The sequence below is a fragment of the Fluviispira vulneris genome (assembly GCF_014281055.1).
GTDB lineage: Bacteria > Bdellovibrionota_B > Oligoflexia > Silvanigrellales > Silvanigrellaceae > Silvanigrella > Silvanigrella vulneris.
Map to the genome: position 1 here is coordinate 98193 of NZ_JACRSE010000006.1, position 23067 is coordinate 121259.

The following is a 23067-nucleotide window of genomic DNA, read 5'->3' on the forward strand; positions in this document are numbered from 1 at the left end:
GGTTCTCTATTTTAAAGCCGCCTCATTGCATTAAATTTTGCCTCTGTGTGTAGTCGCCATGAGTCAAAATTAAGGCGCTAAATGATTTATTGGAATAATTTTGATCAGAATAATAATGAATTTCTAAATTTCTAAAATACACCTTTTTACTAACATTAATGATTTTAAATATTTAACTAAAAATCTTGTCCAAGTTTTTATTTTATAAAACTATCAAAAAATATAGATTAAATAAAAATATTTTTAATTTGATAACATTATTTATAAATATAATGAATTTTTTAAATTTTTTTTTAAATAATTTTAAAATAGCTAATCATTTAATCTAATTACAATTTTTTTTGCTACCTCTTGTCCTTAAGACAAATTTTTTCTAAGAGAAAGTGACCGCGTGAAGAGATAAAATTGAACGGAGGTTCGCATCATGATTGAACGTTATTCCCGCCCAGAAATGAAATCTATCTGGTCTGAAGACTCTAAATATGCGTCTTGGGCTGAAGTTGAAAAAGCGCATTTAGCAACTCTTGTAGAAATGGGAGACGCACCCAACGATGTTATAAATGTTTTCGACAAAGCTTTTAACTCTAAAACTCCTGCTGATTACTTGGCTCGAGAGCAGGAAACCGGCCACGATGTGATTGCTTTTGTTTCTGAAGTGGGCGATTCCATGGGCGACAAAGGTCACTTTCTCCACAAAGGCTTGACAAGCTCAGATGTCCTAGACACCAGTCTTTCCCTCCGCACTCGTAAATCCCTAGAAATAATAACAAATATCCTACAAAAACTCAGAGAAAACCTCGCACAGCGTGCTTTTGAACACACTCAAACAGTTTGCATTGGCCGCACACATGGTATTCATGCAGAACCTATGAGTTTTGCCCAAGTTTTAGCAAGTCATTACGCTGAATTTCAAAGAGCACACACTGAAATACTCAACGCCCAGAAGACAATGTCTTATGGCAAACTATCCGGAGCAGTGGGAACTTATTCGCAAATGACAGCAGAATTTGAACTTTCAGTTTTAACTAAACTGAAATTACAACCAGAGGCCGTAGCTACGCAGGTGATACCACGGGACCGTTTTGTGTCAGTCGCTTCCGCTATACTTGCTGCAACCAATGCTGTCGATCGTTTTGCAACGAATATGCGTCATTGGGCACGCACTGAGCTTGGTGAAGTTTTGGAGCCATTTGGCAAAAAGCAAAAAGGCAGTTCAGCTATGCCGCACAAAAAAAATCCGATCTTAGCTGAAAATCTCTGTGGTCTAGCAAGAACTATCCGTGGATTTGCCGGAATGCTGTCTGAAAATGTCGCTCTTTGGCATGAACGAGATATTTCCCACAGCAGTGTAGAACGTATGGCTTTGCCGGATCTCTTTATCACTGCTGATTTTATGCTTTCACGTTGTGCATCTCTGATTGAAGGTATGCAAATCCGCCCAGAAGCTATGCAAGCCACACTTTGGAAATCCGGCGGCTTGTGGGCAAGCCAAAGCGTATTGACTGCCCTAGTAACAAGTGGAATGAATAGAACAGAAGCATACGAACTCGTTCAAGGCATCGCCCTTGCAATTTCTGCTAAGGTTGCAACCAACCAAGTCGAACCGAAACAATTTCTCAATGATCTGTTACAAAATAAAAAAGTAAAAGAAACTGTTGGTGCAGATAAATTATCACAGTTGTTCGATACAGATCGCTATTTAAAATCCTTACCAGTAACATTCAAAAGAGTTTTTGGTATCACACCGGAAGAGTTCAAGCGTAAAAGTTCAGAAGCTATCCATAATAAAATTCCCGCTCTGCAAAAAATAATCAAGGTAACTATTGAACTTCTGCCTGATGTCCTTGACACAGAAGCAAAAACGATTGCAAATGACATGCGCTTGTCTGGCAATGAAGTGATAGATATGCGCCAACAAAAATGTTTTTTTATTCGTATGCCTGGCAATACAAACCCAGAAAATATGCATAAATATGCAAGTGAAGTTTTATACAACCCTGTTATTGAGCAGTTCACGGTTGAGGTTATTCAATGAAAAAAACTCTTCTCCCCGTTTTTCCTGGAACAAATTGTGAAAAGGAATCACTTTTATGGATCGCATCAAATCTCGAAACCGAGGCTGAATTTCTTGATTTAACAATACATTCTTCGTTAAAGTCGGATGAAATAGATGCGATCTTTGTCCCAGGTGGATTCAGTTATGGTGACTATTTAAGAGCGGGCGCAATCGCAGCTCGTTCAGAAGAAATGGCTTTTGTAAAAAAAAGAGCTGCTGATGGAGTCGCCATATTAGGAATTTGCAATGGTTTTCAAATATTATGCGAAACGGGTTTGTTACCTGGTGCCTTAGTGAAAAATATCACACGTCGGTATCATCATTTTCCAGTTTCCATTCACATTGATTCATCTTATTTAAAAAAGAAGAGTGACAAAAAGTGTGTGTGGATTCCTGAGTTTAATGAAAATGAAGAAGAAGAGTTACAGAAAGAATTTTCGACCCACTTCCGTGTTCCTTTATCCTGCGGAATGGGCAATTGGGTACCTCCAGTGGATGAACACGCACGTACAAAAGCGGAAAGTAACGCTGTTATTTACTACAACAACAATGAAAATGGCAGTTATAAATCCATTGCAGGAATCACAAATGACTCAGGCACAGTCCTTGGAATGATGCCCCACCCAGAAAGAGCATCTGACACCGCAGTTGGTGGCACAGCTGGACTCATTTTTTTACTTGGAATTTCACAATCTCGAAATATTAAAATTCGAGTGGGAAGTGAATTAGAAAAATTTGTTGAAAAAATAAAAATGGGGAGAGCGCATTAATGTCTAATAAGAACCTCATCACAGCTGAATATCTTGAAACAGCTGCAAAAGCAGGCTTAAATAAAGAAGAAGCAACTGCATTTGTTGAAAAATTAGGTCGCATCCCATCTAAGGAAGAACTTGCTGTGTGTGGAGCTCTTTGGAGCGAACACTGTTCTTATAAATCTTCACGAGTGCACTTAAAACGCTTTCATACTGAAGAACCTTGGGTTTTACAAGGTCCCGGCGAAAATGCAGGTGTGATCGCAATTAATAAAAATTACGGCATCGCTTTTAAAATGGAGTCACACAATCATCCAAGCTATTTGGAACCTTATCAAGGTGCAGCCACAGGTGTGGGTGGAATATTGCGTGATGTTTTCTGCATGGGTGCTTATCCTATTGCAGCATTAAATTGCCTACGATTCGGTGAAGGCACTTGGAATGCCACCCTCTTGCGCGACACTGTCCGCGGGATCGGCGATTATGGCAATTGTGTGGGAGTACCGACAGTCACCGGTGATATAAGCTTTCATCACAACTATAACAAAAATATTTTAGTCAATGCGTTTACAGCCGGAATTATACATAAAGAAAAAATATTTAAGGGAATATTATCTGAAGCTAGTGAAGAACAAGTTTCGATATTAAAAAAGAAAACAAAAGAAATATTACCACAAATACAGATCAATTCTAACGTAACAAACGAAATTGAATCTATTTTATTTCCAGAAGGGGAAAATATCCTCATTTACTTTGGTTCTGCCACTGGCCGCGACGGAGTGCATGGCGCAACCATGAGCAGTTCTGAATTTTCTACGGGTGGAGCAACTCTCAAGCCCACTGTTCAAGTCGGTGACCCCTTTGCTGAAAAAGTATTGCTTGAAGCCACACTTTCTATCATAGAGAAAAAACTTGCGATTGGTTTACAAGACATGGGCGCCGCTGGTTTGACTTCAAGTTCTGTTGAAATGGCTGGCCGTTCTGGCTGTGGAGTGGCAATTGACTTAGCAAAAGTTCCTCAACGGGCAAGCAATATGCAGGCTTGGGAAATCCTTTTGAGTGAGTCCCAAGAACGTATGCTCTGTGCTGTCAAACCAGAAAATTTAACTGCTGTTCTTGAAGAACTTAAAAAATTCAATCTATCTTATGCCGAGATTGGGAAAGTAAACAGAACGGGGCTATTTGTATGTTTATTTGATAAGCAAATTGTGACTGCAACTCCTATACCAATTTTAATCGATGAAGTTCCACGCTATGAACTTCCTGTTCAAGATAGAGAAACATATTTAAAAAATCATGAAGTTTTAAATAATGAAAACGTAGAGAATATTTGGAACGGCTCTACAGCAAAGTCGAAACCATCGCTATCACTTGATGCTGTTAATATTGATGCTCACAATGATATTTTATCTAATATCAGCCTTGAGAACTTGATTGAAAAATATCCAAATTTAATTGAAAATTTATTTACCCATCCTGCCAATGCAAAACGCTCAGCTGTTTATCATAATTATTGTTCGACTGTGCAAGGTAACACGGTTGCAGGTTGCGGCGCTATGCAAACAGCTTCGGCTGGTATTGTGAGATTGCCTAAATTTGCTCAAGAAAAAGATGTCAACCATCAAGAAACAAAAACAGGTATTGCAGTTGCAGGTGGCTGTGAAGAGCGCTGGGTAGAACTGAATCCCTATCAAGGATCTGCTCTGTCTGCAATAAAAGTTGCTCGTAAAATAGTTGCGAGTGGTGGTGTACCACTCGCTATGACAGACTGCCTTAATTTTGGTAGCCCCCGCTCACCGGAAGTCATGCGGCAGTTATCCGATTCGGTTGATGGTATCAACTTGGTGGCAAAAGAATTTCATATTCCAATTGTCAGTGGTAATGTGAGCTTAAATAATCAAACTTCTGGCAAACCAATTCCACCCACACCTATGCTTGGTATTGTTGGTAGAATTGATGATGTTACAAAAATTCCATTGCTCTCGTTGCCTGCCTTTTACTTTGAAAAAGCAGACCATAAAACTGTTTTCTTAGTTCAACTTGCAGATAAAAATGCACTTGAATTATCAAGCTACGAAGCTTCACAAACCGCTTGGATATTAGGAAAAAATAACTCACATTGTCCTCAATTAAACTTAACAAGTGAGCAAAATTTATGGAAACAAGTTCTTACTCGAATTCAAGAGTTAAAGCCAAAATTATGTTTTCCAGTCGGTCACGGGGGTTTGCTTGGATCACTTATTTCTTGTTCCCTTAGGTCAGAATGTGAGATAGAGTTAAGCGAAAATCTTTGGAAGATGTCCAGTCAGGATCTTTTTTCAGAAGGTAACATGGGCTTTATATTTGGTTTTGAACATAAAGAAAATGTCGAAAAATTCATTCAATTGACTTCAAATCATTTTAAAGCAGAGTATCTTGCTGCACTTAAACCTGTAGGCTCTTCCATCCCAAAAACTGTGTTCGATTATAAGACCGTATTTAAACTTTATTCTAATTCACTAAAGCGTTTTTTTGATACACTTTCATGCGAATATAAGGAAAAATAAATATGTGTGGTGTTTTTGGAGTTACGAATGCAGAAAACGCCTCAAAAATAGCATATCTTGGCCTCTTTGCTTTACAGCATAGAGGTCAAGAAAGTGCTGGAATCTCTACAATAGATGAAGACAAACAGCTTCATACTTTTAGAAATTCAGGTCTTGTTTCTGATGTTTTTAAAGAAGAAGAACTTGTTAAGCTAAAAGGATCAACGGCGATAGGACATGTGCGGTATAGCACTTCGGGCGGGAATCTTGATGCCAATATCCAACCTATTACAGCAAGAATTGGCGGAATTCCTGTTTCGCTTTCACACAATGGCAATATTGTAAATTCCGAAGAGATTCGTCACAGCCTCGAAAAAAATGGAGCCATTTTACAGGGGACCGCAGATTCTGAGCTCGTATTGCATCTCATGGCAAGAAGCTCAAAAGAGACATTTATAGAACGATTAAAAGAAGCCTTTGAAAAATTAGCAGGGGCTTTTTCTTTGCTTATTTTAACCCCAAGCCACCTTTATGCAGTCGTAGACACTTGTGGTTATCGCCCCATGTCATTAGGAAGATTACCCATAGAAAATGCAGAAAAAAGTAGCTGGGTTTTAAGTAGCGAAACCTGTGCCATGGATCTCGTCGGAGCAGAGTTTGTGCGTGATATCGTGCCTGGAGAAATTCTTTCCATTGATTTGAGTACGGGACAAAACGAAAGTTGTTATTTCAATATGTCTACTTTCCAAAGCAAAAATAAACAAAAAGCAAAATGTATTTTCGAACATGTTTATTTTTCTCGGCCCGACAGTCTCGTTTGGAATATTCCTGCCCACGACGCTCGTTTTGCGATGGGTGAAGAACTAGCGCGTTTGAATCCTGTCGAGGCAGATATGGTCATTGCTATTCCCGACAGTGGTGTGCCTATGGCTATGGGTTATGCAAATGCCTCAGGAATTCCATATAAAATTGGCCTTATTCGCAACCATTATGTGGGTCGAACTTTTATCGAACCAACACAAAATGTACGCAATTTTCGCGTGCGCTTGAAGCTCAATCCTGTGCGAGAAACTGTGAGGAATAAACGCATAATCGTCATTGATGATAGTATTGTGAGAGGAACAACTTCACGAAAAATCATCGAATTGCTCAGAGAAGCAGGTGCAAAAGAAGTACATATGAGGATATCTTCCCCCCCGGTGAGATATCCTTGTTTTTATGGTATAGATACCCCAAAACGAAAAGAGTTATTAGCGCAGCGCATGACTCCAAACGAAATGAATGATTATCTAAAATCTGACTCCCTTGGATTTTTATCTGAAGAAAGTCTTCTTTCAGTTATGAATGATTTTCAAAATAAGAACAAATATAAAGTAACAAACTTTTTTCATGAAGAAAAGTCCGAAAGTTCAAACGGTGGTTGGTGCACTGCCTGTTTTTCAGGGATTTATCAAGATATTACAGCGCAAAAAATCGCATGCCCCGAAGATTTTGGAGAAAACTAAAAATGACACAAAAGCCGCTTATCAGTCTCATTATGGGCAGCCATTCAGATTATGAGACTTTAAAAAATGCCGAAGCCATTTTAATAGAATTTTCTATCCCTTATGAAATTCAAGTGATAAGTGCTCACAGAACTCCTGAACTGATGTTTGAATATGCAAAACAAGTGAAAGAAAAAGGGATAAAAATAATTATAGCTGGTGCAGGTGGAGCAGCTCATTTACCCGGCATGGTCAGTGCACTGACCACAGTGCCTGTTTTAGCAGTGCCTATCCAGTCCAAAGCCTTAAATGGCATGGACAGTTTGCTCTCTATCGTGCAAATGCCTGGAGGAATACCAACAGCAACTTTTGCCATTGGCAATGCCGGCGCGACCAACTCAGCCCTATTTGCATTACAAATTCTTGCTATTGAAGATCGAGAAATTTCATTAGCACTAATAAAATGGCGAAAAAATAGAGCTCAATTAGCACTTGAGGGAAATAAAATCGTCCAAGAAAATTTAAAAAATGCACAGTTAAAGTAACAGATAAAGTCTATTAACTGCGCTTTCTTAAAAACTATTGAAAGAAAGAAATAAGGATGAAAACAGTTGGTATTTTAGGAGGAGGGCAGCTTGGGTGTATGCTGGCGAGCGCTCTTCAAAAGCTTGGTGCAAAAGTCCAATTTTATGATCCAGATCCTTTTTCTCCTGCGATTGAACGAACGAACCATTGTGTACAAGGTGATTGGGAAGATAAAAAAAAATTAGAAGAATTTTTTGCAAGTTCTGACATAGTTACTTATGAATTCGAAAATGTTTCTGTGAATCTACTTGAAGAGATATGTAATTCTACGGGTACAAAGATATTCCCTTCTGCACAAGTCTTAAAAACCACTCAAAATAGATATTTCGAAAAAGCATTTTTAAAAAACAATCATTTTCCTGTCTGTCAGTTTGCCTATGCTATAAACAGGGAAGAAGCAGAGTGCATTGCTCAAACATTTTCTTATCCTTTTATTATTAAAACCGTAACTGGTGGTTATGATGGTAAAGGACAATGGATGATTCAAAGCAAAAATGATTTTAATCTTTTTTTGCAAGAAATCTCTGCAAATTTTATCCCTATTATTTTTGAGGAAAAAATTGCAATTGAAATGGAAGCAAGTTGTATTGTAGCACGTGCAGCAGATCATTCCTCTTTCTGTTTCCCAATATTTGAAAATGTTCATAGGAATCATATTTTATATACGACTCAATTACCTGTAAATTTACCTTTTGCAGTGCAAGAAAAAATAAAAGAAATTGCTACACGTGCTGCCGAAAAATTAGATGTCACAGGCCTATTAACAACCGAATTCTTTTTATCACGTAAAATGAATCCATATTATAATTTTGAAAAAGTGGATGATTATTATATTTACATAAATGAATTTGCTCCACGGCCTCACAACTCTGGCCATATCACACTCAACGCCTGCAATTTTAGTCAATTCGATGCACTTGCACGTATATTATTGAATATTCCTTTGCAAACACCAATACTCAATGAAGGTTTTTACTGTATGGGAAATCTTTTAGGAGACATTTGGTTAGAACAAAATAATAAATATGCTCTCAATCTAAATGCTTGGAAAGAAAATCCAGCAGTCATTGATGTAGTGCTGTATGGAAAAAAAGAAGCAAAAAAGAATAGAAAAATGGGACATTTTGTCACTCATTCTACAAGTAAAAATTCCTCTTCCATGTTAGCGGAAAAATTTTGGAGAGATTTAAATGAAAACATATAAAAATATTAATTTTTGTCTTGGTATCGATCCCAATCCCACTCAGCAAAATTTTGAAAGTTTTCGCACTGCCGTTTATACACATATGGAAATTCTCGACTTTTATGGTAATAGACTAAACGATAAAGTATTAAAACCACAGTTGGCATATTTTCTTGCGTATGGAAGCAAAGGCATATCTTTATTAGAAGAGTTTGTAAACCGCTACAATGATAAATATACTATAATAATTGATGCAAAATTCAATGATATATCAACAACTCTAAAAGCGTATTTGCATTTTATCTTTGGAACTTTACAAGCACATGCATTAACTATCAGTCCATTTTTAGGGGAAAAAACCTTGCAATTAGCTTTTGAAGAATGTGCAAAGAATGCAGATCGCAAAGGCCGTGTTTATGTACTCTGCGCAACGAGTGAATCTAGCACAGGAGAACTATCATTTATCGATGAAAACTGGAGAAAAACTCTTTTAGCATGTCAGCAATTACGGGACAATATATTTGCTAACCAAGAGGATTTAAATAAATTAATTGGCGTTGTCATTGGAGCAAATAGAGAAAATATTATTTTTTCAGAAGAGTTAAAAGTAAGTGAATTGTCTGTTCTATCACCTGGGCTGGGCGCGCAAGGTGCAGATTGGAAAATTATCAGTAAATGTGCGAATCACCCAAATGAAATCACCTTCTCAGTGAGTCGAGGTGTTTTTGCGGGTGGAAATATATCACTCGAACAAATGAAAGATAATTTAGAAGCTATTCAACGTTACTTTTAAGGAATTTGTAATGACAAGTATACAAAATATTTATATCGGCAAAGTACGTAACAGCGCAGTTCTCGATAACAACACAAGAATTGTACAAACAAGCAATCGTATATCAGCTTTCGATTTTATCTTTCCTTTTGAAATTGAAAAAAAAGCAGAAATTCTCCAAGCTCTCTCAGTTTTTTATTTTCAAAAAACTGAGCATATAATCGAAAATAATTTAATCGGTTGTTTAAATGAAACCCATACCCTTGTTAAAGAAACTAAAGTTTTTCCAATTGAAATCATTGTACGTGGGTATTTAACAGGAAGTATTTGGCGCCTTTATGAAAGCAAAGGTGTCGAAGGAGTTTTTGCTGAATACGCCGTAACGTTACCACAAGGTATGAAGCAAAATGCGAAATTCCCTAAACCGATTATCACTCCCACGACCAAAGCCGATGGAGGACATGATCTTCCCATTTCTTGTGCACGAGCTAGCGAAATAATAGGAAAAGACAATTGGGATTACGTTGAAAAAAAAGCCTTAGAATTATTTGAATTTGGCAGTTTAGAAGCACAAAAAAGAAATTTAGTATTGGTCGACACCAAATATGAAATGGGCATTTTTGAAAATAAAATAATTTTAGTCGATGAAGTCCACACACCCGATTCTTCTCGTTACTGGCTATTAAACGAAACGAATTGCATGAATCCAAAGCAGTTATCCAAGGAGTTTTTAAGAGAAGAGCTGATAAAATTTTTAGGAAAGCCCGAAGAAATTAAGGGAAATCCGGCAAATCATCTTATATTCCAAGATAAAAAAGTAGTTGAAGAAATCTCTAAAAGCATTTCGGACCGATATCAAGAGTTATTTAAATTATTTGTTGGAGATATTTCACCTTATGAAATTTCTAAACCCAATCTTATTCCTTGGCCGATTTCCCCTGATGCATTTGCAAAATCAATATCCCTTTCTTTAATGCCTGAAAATATTTTAATCATTGGTAATGGTGGGCGTGATTATTCATTATTCTCTGCATTTGCAAAACTACCTGAAGTAAAAAATGTCTTTTGTGCTTCAGGTAAAAGAAAATGGGAACATGCAAAATATCGTTTGTGCCCATATACAAACGTCGATGAAATTGCTCAATTTGCCAGCGACAATCATATCGGACTTGTTGTTGCGGGACCAGAGCTTCCCATTGCTCAAGGCATACAAGCAGCCTGTGAAAAACATAATATTCCAGTTCTTGCTCCTTCACTCGCTTGTGCATCACTGGAGTCCAGTAAAATTATTTGTAAAGAAATAATTCAAGCAGCAGGAATAAAAACAGCAACTGCTCAAATTATTGCATGGAATGATTTAAAAAAACTTTTACACGAATATCTTGAGTTAAATTACACAGCTCAATTCACTCTTCCTTGTGTGCTGAAGTATGATGGACTGGCTGCCGGAAAAGGTGTTTTTGTTTTATTTACTAAAGAAGATGTCTACAATGCTCTTGTTTCTATCGAAATAAATTTACCTGAATGGGAAAAATTATCTGCGCAAGTAAATACAGATACCTATAGCAAACAAATGAAAACTCCTTGTTTCCTTATTGAAGAGACTCTAAATGGCGAAGAAATATCGGCCATTGCTTTATGCAATGGCAACGAGTTTCGGCTCTTACCCATGGCAAGAGATTATAAACGGCGCAATGATGGGCAAACTGGTCCAAATACCGGAGGCATGGGTTCTGTCAGTCCCGTGTGTTTAAGTGAAAAAATTCTCGGACAAATCAGAACAACCTTTGAAAAAACCCTCAAAGAGCTTTCAAAAAGGAACACACCTTATAGAGGATTTTTATTTGCAGGCTTTATGGTTGATGAAAATCAAGAAGCATGGTTACTCGAATACAACTGCCGTTTAGGTGATCCTGAAACACAGGTTTTGTTACCAGGATTACAAAGAGACTTTTACACTGAGTTATTAAATACTGCTAAGGGTTATTCATTTTTTAATCCAAATAAATCAGGTCACGAATTCAATCACGATGGTTTAAAAAGAATTTTCCTTGTTGCAGCTTCTCCAGAATATCCTGAAAAATCAGCTCCTCGCAGAGAACTGAGCATTAATAATTTTCTGCAAAATTCCTGTGAATTTATTCCTACAGCAATTGAACCTGATTGCACTACAACTGGCGGGCGAGCATTTGGTTTATTGGCGAGTTCAAAAACTTTTTCCCAAGCTCAAAAAAATATTTACTGCTCGATTGAAAATTATTATTTAAAAAATTCTGATGGAAGTTTTTGCAAACCTCATTTTAGATTAGATATTGGAAAAGAGTTTTGTGAAATTTCTCAAGGACAAACACCACTGAAAGAGTCTTTATGATCGTTGTCTTTGCCAGTGGTTCTGGCACTAATTTTGAAGCAATTGCCAATGCATTTCCTTTGGATGTCAAAGCGCTTGTTTGCAATAAAGAATCAGCACTTGTGATTAAAAAAGCACAAAATAAAAATATTCCTTGTTTCGTTATTCCACACACGCATTTTCTATCGCGTGCAGATCACGAAATTGAAATTATTAATAAATTAACAACGATTAAAAATATTAAGGTCATTGTCCTTGCAGGTTATATGCGTGTATTGACTGCTACGTTTTTTACCGAACTGAGAAAAACTCAACCGACCCCGCTTCTAATCAATTTACATCCAGCGAATCTCAATACATACAAAGGAGCGCACGCCTATGAATATGCGATTGATAATCATTTTTCACGCTGGGAATTAACTGTACACGAAGTGATAGAAGAACTCGACGCGGGGCCCGTGCTCAATTCTATTGAATTTCCAATTTTTCCTTTCGAAACTGTGCAACAACTGCAAGAACGTGTTCGCCCACTCGAGCATAAATTGCTCACATCCACTCTCGCAAAAATTATTGGCCAGGAGAAAAATTTATGACAAGTCAAACTTATGAAAAAGCAGGTGTTAGCATTGCTGCAGGTGAACATCTTGTTGATAAAATCAAAGAAATGAATCCATCTATTGGAGGTTTTGCTGGTCTCTACCCCTTCGATGAAGAGCGCTCCTTAGTTGCATGCACCGATGGGGTCGGGACAAAGCTTGAACTTGGCATAAAAATGGAGCGCTATGAAGATCTTGGACAAGATCTCGTTGCCATGAGCGTAAATGATCTCATTGTCTGTGGAGCTCGTCCGCTTTTTTTCCTGGACTATTTTGCCACAGGTAAGCTCAATGTCGATATCGCTCACCGAGTGATCAAAGGAATTGTGCGCGCGTGTAAGGAGTCAGGGTGTCTTCTATTAGGAGGTGAAACCGCAGAAATGCCTGGATTTTACGACAACAATAAATTCGATCTCGCAGGCTTTGCCGTTGGCGAAGTTTATAACAATGAAATTATTGATGGGAAAAATATCAAAGCAGGCGATCTATTAATTGGTTTACCGAGCAGTGGATTTCATTCAAATGGATATTCTTTAGTACGTAAAATTATGCAGGATAATAATATCCAGTTACAAGATTCTTTTGCGGACAAAACTATTGGCGATTATTTAACTGAACCAACCCGCTTGTACGTGAAAGATATTTTAAGATTAAAAAAACAGCTTAGCATAAAAGGCATGGCGCATATTACGGGTGGCGGCCTAACAAATATCAGCCGAATTTTGCCTGCAGATTTACACTATCAAGTAGATAAAGAAAAAATATCTACTCCCAAAATAATGAAATATTTTCAAGAATTGGGAAATATTTCTGATGATGAAGCTTATACAGTTTGGAATATGGGTTTAGGATTTACACTCGTCATCGATCAAAAAGATCTTGGAAAAATAAATGAATTCTTACCCGAAGCATTTATTTTTGGCAAAGTAATACTGAAATAAGAATAATCTCTGCTTTAAAAAATAATTAATCATTCTTATTAAAATTTATTAAATAATAAAATAATTCTTTTCTATTGCGTAAATATTGAAAATTAAACTTGCTAGCTCAGTCAAAAATCAAGCCAAAAAATCTTGTCCTCATTTACGGTATACTCTATTTTTAAATGGTCAAATTGCACAAGAAGCTTTTGATTAACTATTTTATTAATTTTTTGCGAGATAATACAAATGAAACAAAAATCACAGCCAAAAGGTATGTATATCCTAGCATTTACAGAGGTCTTTGAGCGCTTAAGTTATTATACCCTCAGTTTTTTACTTGTTCTCTATGCATCGGCAAGTATCGAAAACAATGGACTGGGATGGAGTAATGAAAAAGCTCTTGCCCTTTCAGGGATTTACACAATGGCTGCGTTTACTTTGCCGATCTTAGGATCTTTTATTGCCGACAAAATTATTGGCAGATATAAAGCTGTTATTTTTGGTGGATTTGTGATTATCTTAGGTCACTTTTTACTCTTTTTTTCAGAATATTCATACTTTTTTTATATTGGCCTTAGCTGTGTAGCAGTAGGTACAGGATTTTTCAAACCGTGTATGCCAGCACTTCTTGGTCAATTGTATTCACCTGATGATTTACGCAGAGAATCTGGTTTCAGTTGGTATTATTTTGGAATTAACTTAGGTGCTATGATAGCAGGGATCAGCAGCGGTCTACTCCAGCAACACTTTGGTTTTCGCATTGCACTTGCTTCTGCGGGAGTTGGGATGATTTTCGGGATGATCGTTTTCTTTATGGGTCGTAAGCATCTAGTCCTAGAGAAAGTTATTCGCAAATCAAAGCAGAAAGAAAAAGACCATCAACCTATCACACGCAAACAAAGAAAAGCACTCCTTTCACTCCTAAATGCATTTGCCTTTTTTGCTATTTGGGCCATTATTTATAACATTGCACTATCTGGAACATTAACATTATTCATTGAAAATCAGACAAATAAAACGCTATTTAATTTTGTTATCCCGACAACGTTTTTTCAATCGCTTGAAAGTCTCACGATTATCGCTGTAACCCCAGTCATTACTTATTTCCTTGCTAAAATGGCTTTACGTAACAAATATCCACATTTTTTTACCCAAATGAATTTTGCAGTTTTACTCTGTTCAATTTCTTTATTTTATTTTAGTTACCTTGCATTTATTGGGCAGAATTCACTTGCAGGTGAAAAACCTTTTCAATATTATGAAATTGCATTTTTTATTATTTTATTTTCAATTAGTGAAACAATCATTTCTCCAGTAATGATGTCTGCAATTAGTATGATTGCTCCTATAAAGTTAAAATCGCTCTTCCAATCTTTTTATTTGGCTACCTTGGGCTTAACAAGTATTATAGCAGCTAAAATTGGGGCTATTTCGCTCGAAGCTCCTTTCAAAACATTTTTAACTTTGAGTTTTATCTTATTGATAGGTGCTGTTTTATATTTCTTCCTAAAAGGAAAAATGATAAAAACTGCTATGGAAGCTGCTAAAGAACAGGCAGCCTTACATTATGGCAGTAAAAAATAGTTGTTTAAAGGAAAGTCATGTACGAGTTTTTCCAGGATAAATATTATGTACAGAATATTTTTACTTCGGTCATTGTCTTTATCACATTGCTTGCAATTCGCTTTTTGGTCGTGCGACAAATCTCTCAACTCAAAATCACCCCAGCGGAAAGCAAGATTAACATCACGGTACGTGTTAAAAATGCCTTTATAGTTATCATATTTTTCTCGCTTATTACGATTTGGTCGAACGAACTTAAAACAATAGCTCTTTCTTTTGTTGCCATCGCAGCTGCTTTAGCGATAGCGACAAAAGAATTTATTCTCTGTTTTGTTGGTGGTTTTTATAAATGGATCGCAAAACCATTTTCTGTGGGTGACAGAATAGAAATCGGCGCTTTCCGTGGTGATGTGGTTGATTATAAATTTTTAACCACGACCCTGCTCGAAATAGGACCCACTGGGCAACTTTCTCAATACACTGGCCGCACACTCGTTATCCCAAACAGCTTGTACTTGACATATTCCGTCTCAAGGGAAAGTCACAATGAAAAATATGTCTTTCATTCCTTTACCGTACCCATTGCAAGCACTCAGGATTGGAGGCAATGCGAATCACTCTTACTATTTGCAGCAAAAGAAATTACTGCTCCTTACTTAATAGAAGCTAAGAAATTTTTTAACAGTAAAAACAATGCTTTCGTACTTGGGCCGGCAAGTATCGATCCCAGAATATCCATCATTCTCCCATCCCCTGAGAGAATCGATCTCGTTGTGCGGATACCATGCCCCTGCATGCAAACAAATAGAACCCAACAAGCAATTCTGCGTCGCTATCTTGATCTTGCTTCGCAAGAAGTAAAGATCAATTCCGAACTCAGAACAGGTGCTTCTATTTTCGACAACTAATACTTATTGTATTTAGTACATTTAAAAATAAATATTTTGCATATCTAATGAGCGTTTTAAAATATTTATTTTGTCCATTTTGTTTCAATAAAGTGACAATTCAACTTTTTAAGAAAAAAAATTAAAATATATATATTTTAAATTAATTATTTAATTTTTTTTAAATATGAGCTTTAAACATACATAAAGTTGAACATAATAAAGAAGTCCAAAAAAAATAATTTGCAATTTTTAAGAATTAATGACAAAAATACAAGAAAAAAAACACTTGAATTCATTCTCTTATAGACTAAATTAATTTTTGCTAGCTAAAAATTTAATATTTGAAATCCTATTATTTTTTTTAACACTATACATGAAAGAAAAGATGATGACTTTATCACATCCAAAAGGCATGTATGTTCTTGCCTTAACCGAAGTTTTTGAACGCCTGAGTTTTTATACTCTCTCTTTTTTACTTGTTTTATATGCATCTTCTCCAGTTTCTGAGCATGGATTGGGCTGGAGTAAAGCCGATGCTCTTACATTAGGTGGTTTATACACACTTGCTGCATATATTTTTCCAATTTTTGGTTCGCTTATTGCTGATAAATTTCTTGGGCATTTTCGTTCAATATTATTAGGTGGCACAATAATAATGTTCGGCCATTTTTTTATGCTATTCTCAGCCAACATAAACTTTTTATATATTGCCTTATTTTTAATTGCGACAGGCACTGCTTTCTTTAAACCCTGCATACCAGCACTGCTTGGAAATTTATATAAATGGAATGATAAGCGCAGAGAGTCAGGATATTGTTGGTATTATTGTGGTATCAATTTAGGAATAATGCTAGCAGGAGTCATCGGTGGACTTCTATTACAGACATATGGTTACCACATAGCTTTAACTTCGGCAGGTTTTGGCATGGCTCTCGGTATTTTAATATTTTATTTTGGAAAAAAGCATCTCGTTTTTAAATCAGGCAAAAATATCAATTTAAAATTTCCAAAAGAAAAAATATCTCAAGTACAAAACAAAGCACTCTATATGCTCATTGTTTCCATTATATTTTTTGGCTTTTGGGCAGTAATCTATAATCTTAGCGCTTCAGGTACACTTTCACTTTTTATTGAGCACTATACGCATAAAACAGTGTTTAATTATAATATACCAGTGACATTCTTTTCAGCATTGGAAGGTTTAACTATAATGGTAGCGACTCCTATTATTACTTACTATTTATCGCGTAGAGCATTGAAAAATAATTATCCACATTTTTTTTCTCAAATGAATTTCGCCCTTTTTTTATGCGCATGTGCTTTATTTTACTTCACTTTATTAACTTTAAAATTCGACGAACCTTCTTTCTTGCCAAAGCCCTTACAGTATTATGAAGTCGCACTCTTTTTGATAATTTTTTCTGTTAGCGAAACAATAATAAATCCAGTTATCATGTCTGCAATCAGCATTATTGCACCACAAAATTACAAATCATTTTTTCAATCTATTTATTTATCTTGCTATGGAATTACGGGTTTGATTGCAGCGAAGATCGGATCATATGCTATAGAAAAGCCTTTTTATATATATCTTTCCATAACAATCTTTATGTTCTGTGCAGCTTTACTGTATTTTATTGTAAAACCCAAAATGATTTCCCTAGTTGAAGCTGCGCACACTGAAAAGAAGACACTTTTAAAACAAAGTGCAGCTTAAAGTATCGAGGTTATTCTTTGAATGAGCTCTGAATTTTCCTCTTTACTCGATTCATGATAGATAAAAGTATGAGCTCCCTCAATTTCATTTTTAAAATAATTAAAAAGTTCTTCTGCATAATCAAGATCAAACTCGAGAGCATATTCATATAAAAGTGAAAGCTGATCGTCATTTAAATAATCAGGATACTTGCTAAAAATAATTTTAGCGGCAGAAAAATCTGAATAGGGAAAAGTCTTTGACTTTCTTTTACTCAATAAGGGTACTAATTTTTCCAGTCGATTTTCAGCAGATAGAACAATATCAAAAAGTTTTTGCACGTGAATTATATTTTCTGACTGCTTTTTATTATAGCAAACCCTGTATCGCGTGAGCATATTTTCAAGATATTTAAGATCAACAGGAGTGTTATAATCACGGGCAGTCGTTAAACTTGCCATGAGAGACGTCTTAGCAAAGTTACAAACATATCCTTCTTCACTCTGTATCTTTGCATTTATATTAGCACGAATTTCATTTGCAAAAACCGGATCTTTTAATAATGCATACCCATAAAGAGAGTAAAATTGCTCATCGCTTAAGTGGTTTGGAAATTTCTTATACAGAGATATTGCTGCATCATAATCATGAAAATACATAAAATTTGACTTTTCGAACTGATCAGCAAATTTCTTTTTTACTTGACTTCTTTTAGGAATAAATATGCTGTACAAGCTGCTCACAGTACTATGATCCAAACAATAAGAATAATTTTTCAGAACTTTATTTAAATAATATGTATCTATTTTTTTATGATATAAAATAGCATTTCTCTTCTGACACTGTAGGGATTCATTGATAATAACGCAAACATCTCTTGGATTATGCTTTATTTTTTCAAAAACAGAGTTATCATCTTCAAAACATTTTGCTTTATGTTCCTTATTCTTTTCAAACTTAACATTGAACTTTGTTGCAAAAACATTTTGTGAAAATATAAAAAAGAATGAGCATATGAACAGTTTTACAGTGATATATATGGAATTTTTCATGTATTTTAACTCAATAGGTGATCAATTTATTCAATAGCCATCATTTTTCGTTGGCACATTATGAATGTGAGTTCTGATACTGCACAGATCTTATCAAGTCAAGCTGCGGATGAAGCTCATTGTAACTTAAATTGTAATAGCAAGATTTCTAACAACTTTTTAAACTCCATAATCGCTTTAAATAAAGCCTTGTATTATCTGTTTCTTAGGATATCTATAGAATTTACGTTACTTTGCTATTGTATACTTCTACAAGACTTTCCTGCTGAAAATGTTACTTTGTAATCCGCATCCGGATCTCGTTCAAGAATTTAATAATTTTTAAACATAAATTTATAGTTAGAAATTAAAACTTATTAAAAAGTTAAAAGAATATTCATCAAAGCTGGTATCAAAACCGATATTTGTTGGCTCTTTACCAAGAAGAATAAAACTATCATATCTCATAGAATGTCTATTAAAAATAAAGCCACCACCCATATTAAAATCTTTTGATTTTTCAAACATCGCAATTATATTTATTCCATACAAATAATGGTTTTTAATTTCTGTATCCACTTGATAATCATTAAAAGCTGTATTTATAGAAGCCGTATGTTTATCATTTAAAGAATAGCCAAGATTGAGAAGTGTATATAAAGAAAATTCAGGAGTAGAACCAAATTTAAATCCACCATTTGCAACTAAAAACAAAGATGACATAAATACTGAAGAGGAGTTATACTGTCCTATATTTTCTTTACCAAACAAAGCTGATAATGTCATTCCTCCACCCAAAATAGGAGACCAAAATTGTCCCTGAGTTAACGGAAATAAGAGAGAACCATTTAAATTTAATCCTGTAAGGGATACCTTAGAAATGGGAGAGTGATCTTCACTGCTTTCATTATATCGCGTAATACCTATGCCTGTTATAATATCTAATGTTGAATTACTTCCCAAAGCAAATGAGCTTTGCCAAGAACCAATCATAAATAATAACAATATTATTCTTTTTAAATCCATGAATAACCTCATTCATAAATCAAAATTAATGCCCTAATATTTTAATTCTCCATCCAGTTAATTTTGCGGGAGAATGACTGCTATTTAAAAGTGTCAATTTCCAATCCCCATTCGAACTTTCTTCATAAAAAGCGTTGGAGAGATAAACACCACCAGTAGTAGAATTCACTTTTGAATAATTTTTTATAGGATATGAAAGATTTTTAATTTTGCTATCATTTTCAAGAGCTATCAATGAATTTCCAGGATATAATAATGTGCTTTTGGTACCGCTTGGTGACTCTAAAACAATTCCTAATCCATCTGGCCAATCAGCCTCTATGAAAGGAGTCACTTGAACAGCTTCAATGCTTAAATTACGATTCATATTTAAGCTAGAACTTGCTGACATGCCTGCGCCAACATCTATATTTTCAGGTTTTATATCAATAACTTCGACTTGATTTCCACTTCCAAATGGTGAATGAAAGTTTTTAGCCATTTCAATCGCTCTATCCGCATCTATCAAACCAAAACCATAAAAATTATGAAAAGTATTTCCAGCTTTATTTTGTACCCAACCTATGTTCCAGAGCTGTGAAAAATTAGCATTGTAATTACCAATTTTTTCCAATATTTTTATACAATATGGTTTAGGATCTGCTGTTAATTTGTCTTTATTCGAAGTTTTGGCTAATATATGTTTCACATCGCGAAAACTTAAATTTGGATTTGCCTCTAGCAAAAGCGCAATAACACCACTGACCGTTGGCGCAGCTGCTGAAGTTCCATTAAAATTTGCTGTGTAATTTAGTTTTTTATTTTCAGATAAAAAGCCCAGGTCAAATAAAGAATAATCTCCTTTGCTTGGCATGCCCGCAATTCTTGTTGTAAGGATTTCAGGATAATCTTTTTTAAAAATAGGTGAATGAAAAATCCCATCGTTTGCACGCACACTACTTTCACTGCCTGATAATCCGGTCACCCAAATATTAGCACCAATGCTTGAATAATTTGCGATATTACCATTAGCGCTTAATGCAGCCACTGCAATTCTATAGGGATTTGTGTTATCAGAATCCATTTGCGATAATGTGGGTCGAATTGCTTTCAATATTTCAATCATATCAGAATCAAGAGATGAAAATGAATTCGGAGTTAAAGATTCTAAAGTTTCATATACACGCCGATAAGATAATCCTTTTGCTTTCAATATTTTTTCTGCATAAGCTTGACTGCATGCATCATTTCCAGCAGCTCTAACAATTATAAATCCAGCTCCAGCCTTTTTTATATTATCCTTTATTATATCATTTAATGGTTTTAAGGTTCCTAAAGAAAATGAAGTCGAACTGAAAGCTGGAGCACCATAACTCTCATTAATTACTTTGATATCATTATTAGCAGCATAGACATATATAAACATTTGTGCATTCATTAGTGAAGAAATATAGTTGAGTCTAAAAGTAGACATATAATTTGCAGAGGCAATTTTAACATCGGGAGCGATACCTCTAAATTGATTGTTTGGATTGATAGAACTTCCAATAATCCCGGCAACGCTTGTCCCGTGATGGGATTCTCCAAATTCCAATTTATATTTATTTAAAACCCTTGGAGCAGATGAATTTGTAATATCTATAAATGAGTTCGGTTTCATATTTTTTTCAAGGTCAGGATGAAAAAAATCAACTCCTGAATCTGTAACGAGCACATTAACCCCTTTTCCTGTATATTGACTTGGATATGTTAAATTGATATCCACACCTGGCTTGCCAACTTCATTGATAAATAATTTTTGACCGGTGTTTTTTAAATGCCACTGTTTATCAAATAATGAAATATTTTGATTTTTTCCTTCTTTTCCACATCCTACGAATAGAAAAATTAAAAATAAATAAATATTTTTACTAGACATTTAAAACCTCATTAGCATTAATTCGGCACTGGAAAATCTGTAATTATTTCTAAATTTGAATTTTTAATATTTGGATTTATTTTTAATGTATCAAGTGTTTGTAAAATATTGCTTTTTTCTCTTGCACGAAGTACAAGAATATTGCTTTTTGGATAAGAAGAAATTATTTTCACATTATTTTGAGTTTCAAATGCAAGTAAATCATTTATTTTTTGTTTTAATTCTACAATAAAAAAACCATTAAAAATTCCTACAGAAGATGTCTCCTTCTGGAAAGCAACTAATGAAAAATTAGGATTGAAATGTTCATATGAACCATTCATATTTGATGAATTGGTTCGAACATAATAAAAATTATCATCTTCCCATAATATTTTCTTATTTGGATCCTTTAAATATTTTTTGTCAATTGCTAGAACATTTTTTACAAAAGACCAATTATTTGTAGCTGGAATTTTTTTATTTGTTGATTTTTTTAAAAATACTTTAAATTCACTTTCTTTAAATTCAACATTCTTATGCAAAATATTATATTTTTCTTCTAGAATTAATATATCTCTTTCAAAGCGATTTTTAGGTGCTTTACTTAATATTCTTTTTTGATCCTGATTCAATTCCCCTGGATTATTTTTAATCTCTATTTCACTTTGAGCATTTGACTGTATGGGCTGTTCAAGTATTTTTTCTTCTAATTTTATATTCTCGATTTTCTCATTTTTTTTTAATAATTTAATTCCAATAAAGACAAATAAAATTACACTTAATACAGTTATGATAATTTTGTAATTCAATTCTATCCCCAATATTTATAGTTTTTGAATTTTATTTTTTATCCGCTTAGTCCCATTATAAATTTATAGTTTTACCTTAAAAGTCTATTTCTTGACAAATATATAATTATTTTCCTAGTTAAAAATAATGAACTTACCCGGATTTTATTTTAAAAATTTTTTAACCCGTCTGCGATTGCAAAAGATAGCATAGACATAGTTGAATATTGGAAGCCTTCATATATAAAAAGTATCCTATCGCTTTCTTCTTTTAAACTCATGGAAAAAATAAGAGGCAAATAATGTTCAATAGTTGGAACTGCACGTCGTGCACAATCACCAAATGCTTCGTAATGCAGTAATTCCTCTATTGAATTGTTTAGAATACATTTTTTTATTTTTGCATCGAAGTCATAGGCCCAATCGTAAGGTTTTGCATCTATTTCTTCTCTCAATCCAGCAAATGAATGGACTATATTTCCACTGCCAATCATGAGAACACCTTCATTTCGTAAAGGTTTTAGTTTAGCATAAAAGCGATAGTGCTCTTCTATGCTAAATTTTCTATTCATGCTCATTTGGACCACAGGCACATCAGCATCTGGGAACAGGTGTGCGAGAACACTCCAAACTCCATGGTCTATTCCTCTCTCTTCATCATATTCTAACGGCTCAGTCTGAAAAACCTCTTTTATTTTTTGTGCCCAGATCTTTGATCCTTTATATTTATACTTGAATTGCGATAAGTCTTCATTAAATCCAAAAAAATCGTAAATAATATCTGAGTTTTCATTTTTAGCAATGAAAAAACGATCTACAAACCAATGCGCAGATACACATAATATCACTTTAGGAGTATTCAGGCGCAAACTCCTGCCATATTCCTTAAGAGCTTTGCTAAATCCAGACTCGTCAATAGCATTCCTAGGCGAACCATGCCCGATAAAAAGAACAGGTTGTTTTTGCAT

General features: G+C 34.9%; 18 protein-coding genes. 13 read left to right on the forward strand and 5 right to left on the reverse strand.

The genetic code is table 11. The annotated features are described in order from the left end of the window. Positions 1-424 precede the first annotated feature (424 nt). From purB to H7355_RS14005, 13 genes are all read left to right on the forward strand, one after another. Complete coding sequence (gene purB, locus H7355_RS13945) at positions 425-2035, forward strand: adenylosuccinate lyase (protein ID WP_186648869.1); 1611 nt, start codon at positions 425-427, stop codon at positions 2033-2035. Then, entirely contained in the window at positions 2032-2826 is a 795-nt protein-coding gene (gene purQ / locus H7355_RS13950) for a phosphoribosylformylglycinamidine synthase I (protein ID WP_186648871.1), read from the forward strand. Before purB ends, purQ begins: the two co-directional genes overlap by 4 nt. Beyond that, positions 2826-5354, forward strand: a complete 2529-nt coding sequence (locus H7355_RS13955) for an AIR synthase related protein (RefSeq protein WP_186648873.1) — start codon at positions 2826-2828, stop codon at positions 5352-5354. The genes purQ and H7355_RS13955 overlap by 1 nt, the downstream gene beginning before the upstream one ends. Positions 5355-5356: 2 nt before the next feature. Then, positions 5357-6838, forward strand: a complete 1482-nt coding sequence (gene purF / locus H7355_RS13960; RefSeq protein WP_186648875.1) for an amidophosphoribosyltransferase — start codon at positions 5357-5359, stop codon at positions 6836-6838. 2 nt (positions 6839-6840) lie between these two features. Continuing rightward, positions 6841-7362, forward strand: a complete 522-nt coding sequence (gene purE / locus H7355_RS13965) for a 5-(carboxyamino)imidazole ribonucleotide mutase (RefSeq protein ID WP_186648877.1) — start codon at positions 6841-6843, stop codon at positions 7360-7362. A gap of 56 nt (positions 7363-7418) precedes the next feature. Beyond that, positions 7419-8606 carry a 5-(carboxyamino)imidazole ribonucleotide synthase gene (locus tag H7355_RS13970; protein WP_186648879.1) on the forward strand — a complete coding sequence of 396 codons (1188 nt, stop codon included), beginning with the start codon at positions 7419-7421 and terminating at the stop codon, positions 8604-8606. Next, positions 8593-9378: an orotidine-5'-phosphate decarboxylase gene (gene pyrF / locus H7355_RS13975; protein ID WP_186648881.1), complete on the forward strand. Its 786-nt coding sequence runs from the start codon at positions 8593-8595 to the stop codon at positions 9376-9378. The genes H7355_RS13970 and pyrF overlap by 14 nt, the downstream gene beginning before the upstream one ends. A gap of 10 nt (positions 9379-9388) precedes the next feature. After that, entirely contained in the window at positions 9389-11728 is a 2340-nt protein-coding gene (locus H7355_RS13980; protein ID WP_186648883.1) for a phosphoribosylaminoimidazolesuccinocarboxamide synthase, read from the forward strand. Further along, positions 11725-12300 (forward strand): formyltransferase family protein, encoded by a 576-nt coding sequence (locus tag H7355_RS13985; protein WP_186648885.1) that lies wholly within the window; start codon positions 11725-11727, stop codon positions 12298-12300. Before H7355_RS13980 ends, H7355_RS13985 begins: the two co-directional genes overlap by 4 nt. Then, entirely contained in the window at positions 12297-13244 is a 948-nt protein-coding gene (purM, locus tag H7355_RS13990) for a phosphoribosylformylglycinamidine cyclo-ligase (protein ID WP_186648887.1), read from the forward strand. Before H7355_RS13985 ends, purM begins: the two co-directional genes overlap by 4 nt. Before the next feature lie 228 nt (positions 13245-13472). Next, on the forward strand, positions 13473-14810 hold the full coding sequence (locus H7355_RS13995) for a peptide MFS transporter (RefSeq protein ID WP_186648889.1): 1338 nt from the start codon (positions 13473-13475) through the stop codon (positions 14808-14810). A 17-nt stretch (positions 14811-14827) separates the two neighbouring features. Next, positions 14828-15697: a mechanosensitive ion channel family protein gene (locus H7355_RS14000; RefSeq protein WP_186648891.1), complete on the forward strand. Its 870-nt coding sequence runs from the start codon at positions 14828-14830 to the stop codon at positions 15695-15697. Between the two features lie 367 nt (positions 15698-16064). Further along, a complete protein-coding gene (locus H7355_RS14005) occupies positions 16065-17396 on the forward strand; it encodes a peptide MFS transporter (protein ID WP_186648893.1) in 1332 nt (443 codons plus the stop codon). Here H7355_RS14005 and H7355_RS14010 read toward each other — a convergent pair. From H7355_RS14010 to H7355_RS14030, 5 genes are all read right to left on the reverse strand, one after another. Further along, positions 17393-18427 (reverse strand): hypothetical protein, encoded by a 1035-nt coding sequence (locus tag H7355_RS14010; RefSeq protein ID WP_186648896.1) that lies wholly within the window; start codon positions 18425-18427, stop codon positions 17393-17395. The two genes, H7355_RS14005 and H7355_RS14010, sit on opposite strands and share 4 nt — an antisense overlap. A 339-nt stretch (positions 18428-18766) precedes the next feature. Next, positions 18767-19432, reverse strand: a complete 666-nt coding sequence (locus H7355_RS14015; protein WP_186648898.1) for a hypothetical protein — start codon at positions 19430-19432, stop codon at positions 18767-18769. Between the two features lie 25 nt (positions 19433-19457). Beyond that, positions 19458-21329, reverse strand: coding sequence for a S8 family serine peptidase (locus H7355_RS14020; RefSeq protein ID WP_186648899.1), 1872 nt, complete (start codon positions 21327-21329; stop codon positions 19458-19460). A 17-nt stretch (positions 21330-21346) separates the two neighbouring features. Continuing rightward, positions 21347-22120, reverse strand: a complete 774-nt coding sequence (locus H7355_RS14025; RefSeq protein WP_186648900.1) for a hypothetical protein — start codon at positions 22118-22120, stop codon at positions 21347-21349. A 149-nt stretch (positions 22121-22269) separates the two neighbouring features. After that, positions 22270-23067 (reverse strand): dioxygenase family protein, encoded by a 798-nt coding sequence (locus tag H7355_RS14030; RefSeq protein ID WP_186648901.1) that lies wholly within the window; start codon positions 23065-23067, stop codon positions 22270-22272.

Excerpts from the sequence above, each read along its gene's own strand:
- purB (WP_186648869.1), top strand. The coding sequence starts at position 425 with ATGATTGAACGTTATTCCCGCCCAGAAATGAAATCTATCTGGTCTGAA.
- purQ (WP_186648871.1), top strand. The coding sequence starts at position 2,032 with ATGAAAAAAACTCTTCTCCCCGTTTTTCCTGGAACAAATTGTGAAAAG.
- H7355_RS13955 (WP_186648873.1), top strand. The coding sequence starts at position 2,826 with ATGTCTAATAAGAACCTCATCACAGCTGAATATCTTGAAACAGCTGCA.
- purF (WP_186648875.1), top strand. The coding sequence starts at position 5,357 with ATGTGTGGTGTTTTTGGAGTTACGAATGCAGAAAACGCCTCAAAAATA.
- purE (WP_186648877.1), top strand. The coding sequence starts at position 6,841 with ATGACACAAAAGCCGCTTATCAGTCTCATTATGGGCAGCCATTCAGAT.
- H7355_RS13970 (WP_186648879.1), top strand. The coding sequence starts at position 7,419 with ATGAAAACAGTTGGTATTTTAGGAGGAGGGCAGCTTGGGTGTATGCTG.
- pyrF (WP_186648881.1), top strand. The coding sequence starts at position 8,593 with ATGAAAACATATAAAAATATTAATTTTTGTCTTGGTATCGATCCCAAT.
- H7355_RS13980 (WP_186648883.1), top strand. The coding sequence starts at position 9,389 with ATGACAAGTATACAAAATATTTATATCGGCAAAGTACGTAACAGCGCA.
- H7355_RS13985 (WP_186648885.1), top strand. The coding sequence starts at position 11,725 with ATGATCGTTGTCTTTGCCAGTGGTTCTGGCACTAATTTTGAAGCAATT.
- purM (WP_186648887.1), top strand. The coding sequence starts at position 12,297 with ATGACAAGTCAAACTTATGAAAAAGCAGGTGTTAGCATTGCTGCAGGT.
- H7355_RS13995 (WP_186648889.1), top strand. The coding sequence starts at position 13,473 with ATGAAACAAAAATCACAGCCAAAAGGTATGTATATCCTAGCATTTACA.
- H7355_RS14000 (WP_186648891.1), top strand. The coding sequence starts at position 14,828 with ATGTACGAGTTTTTCCAGGATAAATATTATGTACAGAATATTTTTACT.
- H7355_RS14005 (WP_186648893.1), top strand. The coding sequence starts at position 16,065 with ATGATGACTTTATCACATCCAAAAGGCATGTATGTTCTTGCCTTAACC.
- H7355_RS14010 (WP_186648896.1), bottom strand. The coding sequence starts at position 18,427 with ATGAAAAATTCCATATATATCACTGTAAAACTGTTCATATGCTCATTC.
- H7355_RS14015 (WP_186648898.1), bottom strand. The coding sequence starts at position 19,432 with ATGGATTTAAAAAGAATAATATTGTTATTATTTATGATTGGTTCTTGG.
- H7355_RS14020 (WP_186648899.1), bottom strand. The coding sequence starts at position 21,329 with ATGTCTAGTAAAAATATTTATTTATTTTTAATTTTTCTATTCGTAGGA.
- H7355_RS14030 (WP_186648901.1), bottom strand. The coding sequence starts at position 23,067 with ATGCAAAAACAACCTGTTCTTTTTATCGGGCATGGTTCGCCTAGGAAT.